Raw genomic sequence first — 12,838 nt, 5'->3', positions numbered from 1 at the left:
ACAAAAAGATCATTATTTTTGCATCGGGTACACGGAGTGGGCCTTGGGCACCTCTGTGTAGTCGTCCGGAAATGACTACCGATCGTGGGGGCGGAAAGTTGTCTGTTTCGGTACTGGATCTTGAGTCGCAGTCGGTCCATCAGTGGCAGGTGCACAAGCTTCGGGGTGAGGAAGTGCTGCTCAAGGCGTGGGTCGAATCCCAGGGGCAATACGTGATCACCGCGAGATGGCCGCAGGGGCACGACTTCTACCGCCCGTCGAAGGGCGTGTACGACCCGCTGCTGCTCGCCGAGAGCGTGCGCCAGGCGGTGCCGCTGCTGTCCCACGCCGTGCACGGCGTGCCGCGGGAGTACAAGCAGGCGTGGGAGAACTTCAGCTTCTCGGTCGAGCCGCTGGCGGCGTTGGTGGCCACCACCGAGGAGGAGGTGCGTCTCGTGGTGTCCTGCTCGGACGTGGTCCGCCGCGGCGCCAGGTTCGCCGGCATGACGATGGACACGGAAGTCCACCTGGGGGAGCGGCTGATGGGTACCGCTCGCACCCGCTTCAACAACCAGCCAGCGGCCATATACCGGCGGCTGCGCGGGAGTTACGCGGACATCGGCGCCGCGCTCGCGCACTGCCTGCCGCCGGGCCCGCCCGTGGAGCCGCACCTGGTGGACCGGGTCTCCCCGGACGACGTGGTGCTCTCACCGGATCCCGCCGGTGTGCCCGGACAGTGGAGGCTGCGGGTGGACCCCGGGCACCCGGTGCTGTTCGACCACGCCGTCGATCACGTGCCCGGGATGCTTCTCCTCGAAGCCGCCCGGCAGGCGGCGCACGCCGTCGGCGACGGAGATTCGGTCGTCACCGGGATGAAGACGGACTTCGTCCGGTACGTCGAGTTCGACGCCCCCGCCTCCGTCCTGGCCGCGGAGCCCGTGCGCGACCGCGCGGGCCGGCGCCGGGTGGACGTGTCGATCGAGCAGCGCGGCGTGCGGGTCTTCAGCGCCGAGGTGACCGTAGAACCGGCGATCGGCCTGTAGGTCTGTAGGTCTGTAGGTCTGTAGGTCTGTAGACCGTATTTCTGGAAACAACGCAGTACGCAGCGCGGCGGGCGGCCCGTATCCCCTGTGGAAGGGGATACGGGGCCGCCCGCCGTCGGGTCAGACCTGCGCCGGCTCCAGCATGGCCACCGGCTCCGGCATCGGCTCCGGGAGCTCGTCGTGCATCGTGACGTCGACGTGCACCGAGGCCGGGACCGCGAAGCTGGCCTCGTACCCGGGCGGTGCGAGCAGCTGCCGTACCCGCCAGCCGAGCGGCTGGTTGGTGAGATCCAGCCGGTTCATGACGGCAGCCATGCCCTGGCCCGTCGCCTTGGCCATGGCCTCCTTGCGGGTCCACAGGCGGGCGAAGTCCCGGACGAGTTCGTCGTCCGGACGCCCGCCCAGCCACTGCTGTTCCTTCGGGTGGAGGAACGGCAGGTAGCCGGCGACGGATTCCGGGGTCGGCCAGGACTCGATGTCGATGCCGATGGTCGCCTCGGCGACCCCGATGGCGACGTGGTCCCCGCTGTGCGACATCGAGAACTCCAGTGCTTCGCTGTCCGGGCCCGGGTCGCGGACGGCCGGTCTTCCGTGTGCCCCGCCACAGCCGGGACACGGCTGCCGCAGGAAGCCGACGCTCCTGGGTGAGCAGTCGAGCGAGGATCCGAGAACGCTCCGCAGCGCCCAGTGGGCGAAGACGTAGGCATCCCTCCCGGCCGGCTGCGGTATCGAGGCCAGCCGGCGCCTTTCGTTCTCGTCGAACCAGTCGGGCGGAGCCCCGCCGTCCGAAAGGTGCTGCCCTGCCGGAGCCCGGACGATCCAGATGCCGACCGGATCGCGGACCTCCCCCGGGGGTGCGTCGGACCACTTGAGGTCGTGTGTCATGTCGATACGGCTCCTGATGCGACGGGGACCCGGCCGGTCCCCGCCACGGGTCGGATCAGGCGGTGGCTGCGAGCAGCGACCACGGACCGGTCGTGGCGTACTGCTCAAGGTCCTCGTGGGCGAGATAGCGCCGGAATCCCGGCACCTGCTCCGCCGGGCGCAGCGATCCGCGGTGCAGCACCAGGCCGCGCACACCGGTCCCGTCGTCGTGCCAGCACACGAGGGGGACGAAGTACTCCGGGGTGTCGCAGGTCTCCTGTACGGCGGCTTGGTAGCCGTACGCGGGCAGCATGCTCATGCGGCCGCACCCACCGCCACGCCCGTGCCCGCGCCCTCGGACTCGGGGCGGACGCCGAACAGGGATCCGTACTCGGTGATCCGCGCGGCCGCCTCGCTTCCCCCCGCGAGGTGGAGCGCGTGCCAGAAGAGCACCTGGTTCGCGGTGAGTACGGAAAACCCGAGCCGCTCCTCCAGGCCCGCGATGGTGCCCACCGCGCGGATGCCGTTGCCGGCGACCAGTACCGTCTGCGGCTGGTGCGGTGCGACGGCTGTCTCGATCCAGTGCACCAGCGCCTCCGGTGTGATCAGTTTCTGGTTGCTGGGGAGGCCGCAGGGGGCGTGGTGGACGACGTCGAAGCCGCGCTCGTCGAAGTACGAGGCGCCCAGGGCGGACAGCTCGTCGTCGAACCAGGGCGGGTTGACGAGCGCGATCCGTTCGGCGCCCAGGGCGGTGAAGCCGGCCGCGGCCGCGTGGGTGGTGCCGGTGAGCGGGATGCCCCGGGTCCGCTCGGCGAGCCGCTCGAACAGCTTCTGCTCGCCGTCGGCTCCCAGCACGTAGGCCGAGCTGGTGAAGCCCAGCGCGATGGAGTCCAGCGGGGAGGCGGCGAGCAGCTCCACGGCGTCGTCGATGAAGGGCGGGTCGATGAAGGCGCGCACCGGGTCGTGCGGGATCTTGGGGTCCATCTCCCCGCCGGGGCGCATCGCTCCGAAGTGGACGCGCGAACCGTGCACGGAGACATCGCGCGGCGCCATCGCCTGCAGCTCGGTCTCCGGCCCGACGTCCGCGTGCGGAACGACGACGCCGACGCGGGCGGTCGCGGCCCAGCCGTCCTCACGGGCCTGGAACTGCGTCATGGGGTGCCTCTCCTCTTCTGCTGTCCTGCTGCTGGGTCGGTGCGGACGCGGTGCCCGCGGCGGGGGCGGGTGTGCCCGCGGTTCAGGCCGCTTCGTCGGCCAGCGAGCCGCCGCCGACCGTGCCGTCGCCGTCGTCGTTCAGGAACTTCGGGTGCTTGCGGCGCATGGTGGCCATCACGAACTCGTACGGGACGTCGTCGAAGTCGCCGTGGTCGGTCAGGAACTCCATGCTCTGCCGCCCCTTCGCGTCGAAGGGGTGGTAGAGGCTGTCGGAGCGGCCGTCGAACTCCAGCGGGGTCATGCCGTACAGCCGGCACAGGAGCTTGTTGAAGACCGGGGTCACCTTCACCCAGCGGCCGTCGAGGTACACCGTGGCCAGGCCGTGGAAGAAGACGTCGCCACCGATGTACTCGCGCAGCCGGTCGGAGGCGAGGTGGTTGCGGACGTCGCTGTAGTGCAGTCGGGCGGGGATGCCGACGGCGCGGCAGCAGGCGGCGTAGAGCACGGACTTGTGCAGGCAGAAGCCCTTGCCCCCGCTGATGATGCGGGAGGCGCGCAGGCCCTCCGGGGAGAGGTTCGCGCCGTAGACCTCGTAGTGGATGCCGTCGCGCACCGCGTAGTAGAGGGCGACGGCGAGGTCGACCGGATCGGCGGTGTCGCGGTCGACGCCGCTCAGGGCCTTGTCGACGAAGGCTCTGACGGTCTCGTGCCGGTGGTCGAGGAAGTCGGTGGCCGCGGTGAGGCGCGCGCGGTCCTCGGCGGTCAGCGGCTCGGCCGGGTGCTCGGGGGCGGCCGGTGGTGCGGTCGGCCGGGGTGCTGCCGTCGCCTCGAACGTGGCTTCGGCGAGGGTGTCGGTCATGTGGGTGCCTCTCGTCACAGGCCCATCAGGGCGGCGATGCAGTTGCGCTGGATTTCGTTGGTGCCGGAGTAGATGGAGCCGGCGGCGGCGTTGCGCAGCTCGCGCTCGATGCCGGTGTCCGTCAGGTAGCCGCGGGCGCCGAAGATCTGGATCGCGTCCTGGGCGGTGCGCTGGTTGGCCTCGCTGACCACGATCTTGGTGATGGCCACGTCCGTCGAGGCGTCCTTGCCCGCCTCGACCTTGCGGCCGGTGTCGTACAGCCACTTGCGGGCGGTCTCCACGGCGATCCGCATGTCCGCCACCTTGTGGGCGACGGCCTGGTTCTTGCCGATGGCGCTGCCGAACTGCTGGCGGGTGGTGGCGTGTTCGACCACGCGCTTCAGGCGGTGGGTCATCTCCCCGAGGTTGACGGCGAAGGAGAAGAGGACCTCCCGCTTCATCACGTGGTCCATGATCAGGAAGCCGGCGCCCTCGCTGCCCAGCCGGTTGCCGACCGGCAGCCGGACGTCCTCCAGGAGGACCTCGCTGATGGGGGAGGTGCGCAGTCCCATCGTCTCCAGCGGCTCGCCTACCTTCAGGCCCGGAGTGCCGCGTTCGGCGAGGAAGGTGCTGAGGCCGAAGGCGCCCGGTTTGCCGGTGCGGACGTAGAGCAGGAAGAGGTCGGCGATGGGGGCGTTGGTGATGAACATCTTGCCGCCGTTGAGCACGTACTCGTCGCCGTCGCGGACGGCCGTGGTCCGGATGTTCATCACGTCCGAGCCGTGGCTCGGCTCGGTGATCGCGTGTGCGGTGATGGCCTGCCCGGAGGTGACCCGCGGCAGGTAGCGCTCGCGCAGTTCGTCGGAGCCGAACGCCTGCAACGGGATGCCGACGCTGACGATCTGCGTGGACGCCGAGAAGTTCAGGCCGGCGTCCCGGCTGGTGTGGCCGAGGCCCTCCAGCGCCCGCATGGTCTCGGTGAGCGTCCGGCCGGAGCCGCCGTACTCCGGGGCGAAGGGGAGGGTGAAGAGGCCGGACCGCTGGAGCGGCTTCCACTTCTCGTGCGGGAACTCGGCGGCGCGGTCCCAGCGGGCGACGTCGTCGTTCAGCTCGTCCGCGTAGGGGGCCGTGACGCCGTAGGTGTCTTCGGCTGTGTCTGCTGCCATGCGTGTTCTGCCTTGCCTTTCGCTGGGCGCGGAGTGCGGGGCGGTGCCGGGGGCGGGGCCGCGGGCGCGCGGCCCCGCCCCCGGCGGAGCGGGTCAGTAGCGGGAGAAGCCGTCCTCGGACAGCGAGTGCTTCTCGTCGCCGCGCAGGGCCGGGCTGAAGACGGAGACGAGCAGGAGGTCCTCGTCGTCGGAGGCGATCAGGTGGTGGGCGTCGTTCTTGTCCAGGGCGTAGATGGTCCCGGTCATGATCTTGTGGTGGGCGCCGTCCGTGGTGACGACCTCGCCCGAGCCGCCGATGCAGTAGCAGGCCTCCAGGTGGCCGAGGTACTGCAACGCGCTGGAGGTGCCCTGGCGGACCAGCGTCTCGCAGACGGTGAAGCCCATGCCGTCGGCCTCGGTGAGCAGGCGGTGGCTGGTGCCGCTGCCCCACTCGACCGCGGGGACGTCGGAAAGAGAACGAACGATCATGGCGAGTACTCCTGTCATCGCTGTGTTCCGGACGGGTGTTGCCGTGTGCCGTGTGCCGTGTGCTGTGTGCGGGGTGTGCGGGGTGTGCGGGGTGTGCGCAGGGAGGAGACGCGGGGTCAGACCGTGGCCGGGGCGGCCTGCCGGACGAAGTTCCGGATGTCCGCGAGGGTGCGGTAGACGTCCGGCTCCAGCGGTATGTCGTCGACGGAGATGCCGTACGTCTCGGAGATCCAGGAGATGAGGCGGACCAGGCCGAGGCTGTTGACGACGGTGCTCTCGATGAGGTCGAAGTCGTCGGTCAGGTCTTCGGTGTCCTCGCCGCCCAGGAAGTCCTGGACGATGTACTCGCGGATCGGGTCGTTGGCGCCGGTGTTCATCAAGAGGCTCCGTTCAGTTTGGTTTTCTTGATCGAGTTACGGTCGGGCTTTCCGGTCTGGGTCTTCGGCAGCGGAGTGCCGCCGAGCCCCACGGAACTGGGCACCGCGTGCCGCGGCAGGTGCTTGGCCGCGTACGCCCGCAGGCCCAGTGAGCTCAGGGTGGTGCCGTCCCGGCGCACCACTTCGGCGTGCAGCCGGGTGCCGGCCTCGGGGCAGGGCAGCGCGACGACCGCGGCCTCGACGACGTCCGGGTGTGCCGCCAGGACGGTCTCGACCTCCAGCGTGTTGGTGCGCACGCCGCGCACCTTGACCTGGAAGTCGGTGCGTCCCTGGAGGAAGTGGCGGCCGTCGGCGTCGCGGTGGACGAGGTCGCCGGTGCGGTAGAACATGGCGCCGCCGCCGCGCGGGTCCGGCATGAAGGCGTGCGCGTTGCGGGCCTGCTCCAGGTAGCCGCAGGTCTGGAAGGGGGTGTGCACCAGCAGCTCGCCGGTGCCGGGGCCCCGCAGGACCTCGGTGCCCTCGGCCCCCTCGATCAGCAGCACGGCCTCGGTGCCGTCGATCGGTTCGCCGATGGGCAGCGGGTGCATGTATGCGTCCGGGTCGATGTCCTGGACGAAGCTGTCGTTGGTCTCCGTGCAGCCGAAGACGTTGTGGAAGCGGGCGGAGGGGCAGGCGGCGAACGCGTCCCGCAGCCCCTGCTCGGAGACGGCCTCCCCGGTGAAGACGACCGTACGGACCGCCGGGTAGCGGGCGCCGCCCGTCGCCAGCAGCCGGTGCAGCAGCGGCACCCCCTGGAGGAGGGTCACGTCGTTGCTCCGCGTGAGGTCCCGCAGGTAGCCGGCGTCCCCGCTGGCTCCGGCGTCGGCCAGTACGACGGTGCCGCCGGCCTCCAGCACCGCCCACACGTCGAGGAGTGCCAGGTCGAAGTTGAGCGGCGAGAAGCTCAGCGAGCGGGTCTCGCCGTCGAGTGCGAACTTCTCCGTGGCCCAGGCCCCGAAGCGGTCGAACGCCTCGGTGCGGATGGGGACGAGCTTGGGTACGCCGGTGGACCCGGAGGTGGTGAGGGTCAGCAGCGACTCCCGCGGGTCGGGGGCGCTGAACCCGTCCGACAGCGCCGGGTCGGCCGCCTGCCGCGTCAGGACCGCGCCGCCGCCGGGCACCGCGACCGCCGACAGCGGGCCGTGCGCCTGGGCGGTGAGCGTGGCCAGGGCGGCGGCGCCCAGACCGGGCGACGGGACCAGGGTGTTGATCCCCAGACCCCAGGCCGCCAGCAGCAGGGCGACGGTCTCCGGCGACTTGTGCGCCGGGACGCACAGGGCACGTACGGGGCCGAGGTCGACGCCGTCGAGGTCCGTGGCGGCGCGGCGGGTCAGCCGGTCGAGGCCGGCGTAGGTGACCCGTTCGCCGGCGAAGACGAGCGCGGTGCTGTCGGGCTGTTCCTGCACGTGCCGACTGAGTGCTTGCAACAGGCGTGGCGAAGGCAACGGTCCCCCCTCGTTGGACTTGGCTTCTTGGCTACGAGAGAGAACCTACGGGTGTTTATATGCATGGTCAAGCAAATACTTACGGGGATGGAGTGATCCAGGTCACCCCCTGCTGTGCACGGAAATGATCCCGCACATGCAAAAGACGGCGGGAGGCCGGGTCACCCCGGACGCTCCCGCCGTCTGTCGAGTCCGGCGTCAGGCGGCGCTGCGCAGCGCCTGCACCGCGCGGGCGAACTGGTCGTCGGCCCCCGCCGTGTTGAGGGCCGAGCTGAGGACGTCGGCGTACGTGGCACGGGCATCCTGGTAGCGCTTGCGGCCTTCCTCGGTGATCACGGCGAAGACGCCGCGGCGGTCGTCGGCGCAGTTGTCCTTGTAGGCGTAGCCGGCACTGTCCAGCCGCCCCACCAGGCGAGTGACGGAGCTCTGGCCCAGTCCGATGTGGTCCGCGAGCTCCTGCATGCGGCGCTCGCCCTTCTCGGCCTGGGTGAGGACCTCCAGGGCCCGGTACTCGGACAGGCCCACGCCGTGGCGGCGCTGGAGGGTCTGCGCGAGCTGACGCTCCACGAAGGCGTGCAGGCCGAGAACGGCCTCCCACATGGCCTGATCTGAGGCGGCGCGCGGCTGCTGCTGGATCGTCATGGAACGACTCCCCTTCTCGATGTGATGAACAACAAGATACATGCCCATGCAATCATCTGGGGAGGTGTCGGACCCGTGATCCGGGGCTCCGTCCGCTATGTACTTGTAGGCGCAATCATTGGATCAGCGTTCCATGCCCTCCAGGGTGCTGCACGCGTAGGCGGCCGAGACGAGGGTCATGTGCCGGTGCCAGCCGGGGAAGGAGCGGCCCTCGAAGTCGAGGAGGCCGAAGTCCTCGCCCATCCGGTCGATGGCGGTCCGCGCCCCTTGCGGCGAACGGGTCAGGTCCAGCAGCTCCGCCGGGTGGCGGTCGGTGATGTTCGTCAGCCAGATCCGGCCCGGACGCCCGGTGCCCGCGTCCCACTCGGCCAGCAGGCGGCCGGTGGTGCGGGTGTGCTCGCCGTCCGGGCGCAGCCCGCGCACCGGCGTGTCGTACGAGACGACCTGTCGACCCGGCCCCACCGGGTGCCGCAGACCCCGGCGCAGCAGCAGGTCGCGCACCGATTTCCGTTCGCCGGGCGGCAGTTCCGGATCCGCGAGGGTGGTCTGGCCCGGGACGGCGAGGACGTAGGTGTGCCCGCCGCCGTGCAGCCGCCGTATCAGCGGCATGGTGTCGCACAGAGTCGTCAGGTCGGCCACCACCGGCGCCGTCCGCCCGCCCGCCCGCGACGCCATGTCCTCGACCAGCCGCAGGGCGTGCGCCCACAGGGGCCGGGCCTGCGCCGACGGGGGGATCTTCGCCCTGTCGCGCACCGCCTCGTCGCCGGTGAAGCGGGGAGGCAGGAACAGCTGCCAGTCGACCGGCACGTGCGCCTGCCCGGCGTCCAGGAACAGGCCGAGTCCCAGTTGGCAGTTGACGGTCCGCCCGGACTCCGGCAGGAAGCGCTGGTGCACTCCCGCCGAGTGGCTGCCGCGTTTGGGCAGCACCGCGGGCGCCAGGGTCCAGGCCCGTACGGGCAGTGACTGGGCGGCCCAGCGGGCCAGTTCGCCGCGCGCCGGGGCCCATTCCCAGGGGCTGGCGTTGACGAACTGGTGCAGCGAGACCGAGGCGGCCTCCGAACCGGTCACCACCGCCGCCATTCGTCTCACGGTCTTCTTGCCGCGCGTACGGAGCAGTCCCTCCAGATACACGTGTCCCCATCGCTGCTGGTCGGAACGGTGCAGGTGACCGAACAGGCGCCGGGGCAGATCGCCCAGCGGCCGGCCCGCCAGCATGTCGGGCGTCTCTTGCATCGTCGTCACTGCAGGTCCCTCCCAGGTCGGTGGTTGCTCTGCACAGTAACAAACATAGAGAATGTTCGTTATATTTTCCATGGGGGGTACGACTACTTGCCGAGGTTCAAGGAGAGGGCGCATGCAGGAACGAGCGGCCAGGACGCGCCAGGCCCTGATGGAAGCGGCCGCCGAGGAGTTCGCCGAGCGCGGCTACGAGGGCGCTTCACTCCAGCGGATGGTCTGGCGGGCAGCGACCTCGATCGGCGCGCTGACCTTTCACTTCGGGACCAAGAACGTGCTCGCGCAGGAGGTACGGACGGCCGCACGGGCCCGCTTGGGGTGCTGCCTGGAGGACCTCGGGGCGGCCGACCCGTTGCGGGAGCTGCGCACGCTCATCGGCCGGCTTGCCAGACTGGCGTACGAGGACCCCTTCGTACGGGCCGCGCGACGGCTGGAGACCGATCGCCCCGGGGAGGTGCCGCCGCTGACCGAGACCTGGCTCCCCGTCCTCCACGGCCTGCTCGACCGGGCATACGGTGCGCACCGGCTCCGCCCCGGCATATCCCCGGGGGACGCCGTGGCACTGCTGGAGCACCTGGCGGAGGGTGCCATGGCCGCGCACGGCGCGACCCGGGGCACCGGCCACGAGGCGGGCCCGGCCGAAGGGCGGGGCGCGGGGCGGGCCGAAAGGCGGGACGCGGACTGGGACTCGGTCTGGGACGTCGTCCTGCACGGCCTCACGGTCGGCGGAACGGACGGGACGAGTGGGACGAGTGGGACGGGCGGGCCAGGCCGGACGGGCGGGACGGCCCGGATGTGACGCGGACGCGGGTTCCGTCCCCTCATGCGTGCGGGGACGGAACCCGCGTCCGCACGTGGTGCCGGGCGGGCCTGCGCCTGACAGCGAGTTCGGGCGGGACCCGCCCGTAGTCATGTGATGCCGGGCGGACCCGCGCCGGAAAGCGCGCCCTCGGGCGGGACCTGCCCGCAGCCATGTGGCGTCGGGCGGACCCGAGCCGGAAAGCGGCCTGTCCGGTCCCGCCCACAGGCCGCTTTCCGTCCGTCCTGTCCGGTCCCGCCTCAGACGGCGCGCAGCGCCCTCGCCACCGCCGGTTCCGCCCGTCTGCGACCGGTCCCGGTTCAGACCGCGCGCAGCGCCCTCGCCACCGCGCCCGCCACCTCGTCCAGGACCCCCGTGCCGGGGTCCGCCGTCAGCCGGCTGCGGACCAGTGCGGCCCCCGCCGCGACCTGCGGCCACGCCTGGTACGCGACTCCGCCGGGCCCCTGGTGGCCGAAGGCACCCGAGCGGACCGCCGGGTGGAGGCCCTCGTCGAGGAGTTGCAGGCCGCCCTCGCCGTACGCGCTGATCCCGCCCAGCAGCGGGTCCAGGCCCTCGACCCAGAAGCTCCGCGCCTGGTCGAGCATGCGGCGCGAGAGCAGGAGCGGTTCCTCGCCCGGGGTCCGTACGGCGTCCGCGGCGAGGACGCCCTGGAGCCGGGCGAGACCGCGGGCCGACGCGTACACCCCCAGCGAGGGGATGACGGAGTAGCGCCGCCGGTTCTCGCTCCACACGCCCGCGTCCGGGGGGAACGGCGACGGGTTGTCCCACACCCGGCCGAAGAGGTCCGCCCCGCTGCCGTCCGCCCCGCCGCCCAGCCCTGGGAACCGGCCGCCGAAGCCCGCCTCGTAGGAGATCCGCGCGGCCTGCGGCAGTTGGTCGGGGACGAGCCCGAAATGGACGTCGAGGCCCAGCGGACCCGCGATCTCCTCCAGGAAGAACAGGTCGAGATCGCGCCCGTCGACCCGGCGGACGATTTCGGCGACGATCCACCCGGCGGTCCACGGCCCGTGCAGCACGCCGCCGGCCCTCGGGTCGTCCTCCAGGCTGTGCAGTTCGAGCAGCGCGGCCATCATGCGCGGGTTCTCGACGTCCCGCTGGTCGAGGGGGGCCGCCATGCCGGGGAGGCGGGCGGTGAACGTCAGCACGTCCCGCAGCGTCACCGCCTCCTTGCCCCGCGTCGCGAACTCCGGCCAGAAGTGGGCGACGGGCCGGTCCAGTGCGAGCGCGCCCATGTCGGCGAGCAGCAGGACCGCCGTGGCCAGGATTCCGTGCGAGCCCGTCAGCACCGGCTGGAGGGTGTCGCCGGTCCACGCCGTCCCGGTGACCGGATCGGCGGTGCCGTGCCACAGGTCGACGACCGTCTCACCGTCCCGTACCACCGCCAGCGCGGCTCCCTGCGCACCGGGCGGACCCGCGTCCAGGCAGGCCCGCTCGAAGTGGTGGCGCACGGAGGCGAACCCCGGTGCCGTGGTTCCGTGCACGCCGGTGTTCGTCGCCCGCGACGGCGGGAGGACCGGCCTTACCAGAGAGGTCGTCATGAGGAGAACTCCAGAAGAGGTGCGTCAGGGACGGGAATGCGCGGGGTGCCGTGGGGGAGCGCGGGGTGGGGGGCGGCGAGCGGGTGTGTCCGGGGCGGCTCACGCCACGGGGGCGCGGGCCGGGAGCGGTTCACGCCTCCGGGGCCCCGGACGGGTAGGGCAGGAACTCCAGATCGGTCAGGTCCTGCTCGGTCAGGCGGAGCCGGTCGCCGCCGAGGTTCTCCGCGAGGTGTTCCGCCGCCCTCGTGCCGGGCAGCGGCACCACGTGGTCACCGAGCCGCAGCAGCCACGCCAGGGCGACCTGGGCGGGGCTCGCCCCGTGCCGGACGGCCACCTGGGCGACGGCCTGCGCGAGCGCGAAGTTGTGGCGGATGGCGCGCGGCGCGAAGCGGGGCTGGGTGCGCCGCCAGTCGTCCAGCGGCAGGTCGTCGAAATGGGCCAGCGCCCCGGTCAGCAGGCCGCGGCCGAGCGGGGCGCCCGCCAGGAGCGCGATCCTGCGCTCCACCGCGTACGGCACGACGTCGTCCAGACCGCAGCGCGTGAACAGCGACACCTCGGCCGCCATCGCCGCCGCCTGGTGCACGGCCTCGGCGGCGCGGGCCTGCTGCACGGTGACCACGGGCAGGCCCAGCATGCGGATCTTCCCCGCCCAGACCTGTTCGGCCAGCGCGCCCCAGCTCTCCTCCAGCGGGACGCCGGGATCGACGCGGCGCAGCAGGTAGAGGTCGATGTGGTCCACGTGCAGTCGGCGCAGGCTCTCGTCGACGCCGTCCCGCAGCTCCTGCGGGCCGCCCGCGGGCCGCAGCGTGCCGTCCGTGTCGCCGAGCAGTCCGCCGCCGGTGCACAGCACCACCTCGTCCCGGCGTCCGCGGATCGCCTCGCCGATCAGCCGCTCGTTGTCCCCGGCCGCGTAGGCACCGGCCGTCTCGACGAGATTGACTCCCCGGTCCACCGCCTCCTGGACCAGCGATACGGCTTTGCTCCTGTCTCGCAGGGTCGGGGCGTAGCGGTACGAGAGGCCCATGGCCCCCAGCCCCAGCCGGCCGACGACCGGTCCGTCCCTGCCCAGTGTGGTGGTCCGCATCCCGAGAGAACTCCCTTGGTCCGAGAAGGAAAGCGACCCCTTCATGGCAACAGGCCGGGCTGCGGAAGGACAGCAACCCGCTCCTACTTGCCGATCTCGGACGACTTCGGGAAGTCCCGCCGGATCGTCGGCCGGGCGCGGCCG

At 71.7% G+C, this 12,838-nt stretch carries 14 protein-coding genes; 2 read left to right on the top strand and 12 right to left on the bottom strand.

The features are described 5' to 3' along the window. The first annotated feature begins 98 nt into the window (after positions 1-98). Positions 99-1,022: a ScbA/BarX family gamma-butyrolactone biosynthesis protein gene (locus ACQPZG_RS15760; protein ID WP_433546393.1), complete on the top strand. Its 924-nt coding sequence runs from the start codon at positions 99-101 to the stop codon at positions 1,020-1,022. A gap of 120 nt (positions 1,023-1,142) precedes the next feature. Here ACQPZG_RS15760 and ACQPZG_RS15755 read toward each other — a convergent pair whose 3' ends face one another. The 10 genes from ACQPZG_RS15755 to ACQPZG_RS15710 form a co-directional block, all read right to left on the bottom strand. Then, positions 1,143-1,907, bottom strand: coding sequence for a 4'-phosphopantetheinyl transferase family protein (locus ACQPZG_RS15755; RefSeq protein ID WP_433546392.1), 765 nt, complete (start codon positions 1,905-1,907; stop codon positions 1,143-1,145). A 55-nt stretch (positions 1,908-1,962) separates the two neighbouring features. Continuing rightward, the gene (locus ACQPZG_RS15750; protein WP_185033850.1) at positions 1,963-2,205 is read right to left on the bottom strand and encodes a DUF6253 family protein; all 243 of its coding nucleotides are present in this window, start codon (positions 2,203-2,205) and stop codon (positions 1,963-1,965) included. Next, positions 2,202-3,041: a maleate cis-trans isomerase family protein gene (locus ACQPZG_RS15745; protein WP_433546391.1), complete on the bottom strand. Its 840-nt coding sequence runs from the start codon at positions 3,039-3,041 to the stop codon at positions 2,202-2,204. The genes ACQPZG_RS15750 and ACQPZG_RS15745 overlap by 4 nt, the downstream gene beginning before the upstream one ends. Positions 3,042-3,123: 82 nt before the next feature. After that, entirely contained in the window at positions 3,124-3,900 is a 777-nt protein-coding gene (locus ACQPZG_RS15740; protein WP_433546390.1) for a transglutaminase-like domain-containing protein, read from the bottom strand. A gap of 14 nt (positions 3,901-3,914) precedes the next feature. Continuing rightward, positions 3,915-5,045 carry an acyl-CoA dehydrogenase family protein gene (locus ACQPZG_RS15735; RefSeq protein WP_433546389.1) on the bottom strand — a complete coding sequence of 377 codons (1,131 nt, stop codon included), beginning with the start codon at positions 5,043-5,045 and terminating at the stop codon, positions 3,915-3,917. Positions 5,046-5,138: 93 nt separating this feature from the next. Next, positions 5,139-5,513: an ectoine synthase gene (locus ACQPZG_RS15730; RefSeq protein WP_185033846.1), complete on the bottom strand. Its 375-nt coding sequence runs from the start codon at positions 5,511-5,513 to the stop codon at positions 5,139-5,141. Positions 5,514-5,629: 116 nt separating this feature from the next. After that, positions 5,630-5,890, bottom strand: a complete 261-nt coding sequence (locus ACQPZG_RS15725) for a phosphopantetheine-binding protein (RefSeq protein WP_433546388.1) — start codon at positions 5,888-5,890, stop codon at positions 5,630-5,632. Then, on the bottom strand, positions 5,890-7,335 hold the full coding sequence (locus ACQPZG_RS15720) for an AMP-binding protein (RefSeq protein WP_433546387.1): 1,446 nt from the start codon (positions 7,333-7,335) through the stop codon (positions 5,890-5,892). Before ACQPZG_RS15720 ends, ACQPZG_RS15725 begins: the two co-directional genes overlap by 1 nt. A 237-nt stretch (positions 7,336-7,572) precedes the next feature. Next, entirely contained in the window at positions 7,573-8,016 is a 444-nt protein-coding gene (locus ACQPZG_RS15715) for a MarR family winged helix-turn-helix transcriptional regulator (RefSeq protein WP_185033844.1), read from the bottom strand. 123 nt (positions 8,017-8,139) lie between these two features. Then, on the bottom strand, positions 8,140-9,249 hold the full coding sequence (locus ACQPZG_RS15710; protein ID WP_433549425.1) for an IS701 family transposase: 1,110 nt from the start codon (positions 9,247-9,249) through the stop codon (positions 8,140-8,142). Positions 9,250-9,370: 121 nt separating this feature from the next. Between ACQPZG_RS15710 and ACQPZG_RS15705 the strand changes: the two genes are divergently transcribed. After that, positions 9,371-10,051, top strand: a complete 681-nt coding sequence (locus ACQPZG_RS15705; protein ID WP_433546386.1) for a TetR family transcriptional regulator — start codon at positions 9,371-9,373, stop codon at positions 10,049-10,051. Positions 10,052-10,371: 320 nt separating this feature from the next. Here the strand turns inward: ACQPZG_RS15705 and ACQPZG_RS15700 are convergent, their stop codons facing one another. After that, positions 10,372-11,610 (bottom strand): serine hydrolase domain-containing protein, encoded by a 1,239-nt coding sequence (locus tag ACQPZG_RS15700; protein ID WP_433546385.1) that lies wholly within the window; start codon positions 11,608-11,610, stop codon positions 10,372-10,374. A 130-nt stretch (positions 11,611-11,740) separates the two neighbouring features. Next, positions 11,741-12,694: an aldo/keto reductase gene (locus tag ACQPZG_RS15695; protein ID WP_433546384.1), complete on the bottom strand. Its 954-nt coding sequence runs from the start codon at positions 12,692-12,694 to the stop codon at positions 11,741-11,743. Positions 12,695-12,838 lie beyond the last annotated feature (144 nt).

Origin of the sequence: Streptomyces sp. CA-294286 (assembly GCF_050947155.1) — a bacterium.
Taxonomy (GTDB): domain Bacteria; phylum Actinomycetota; class Actinomycetes; order Streptomycetales; family Streptomycetaceae; genus Streptomyces.
This window is presented reverse-complemented; position numbering and strand designations above follow the sequence as displayed.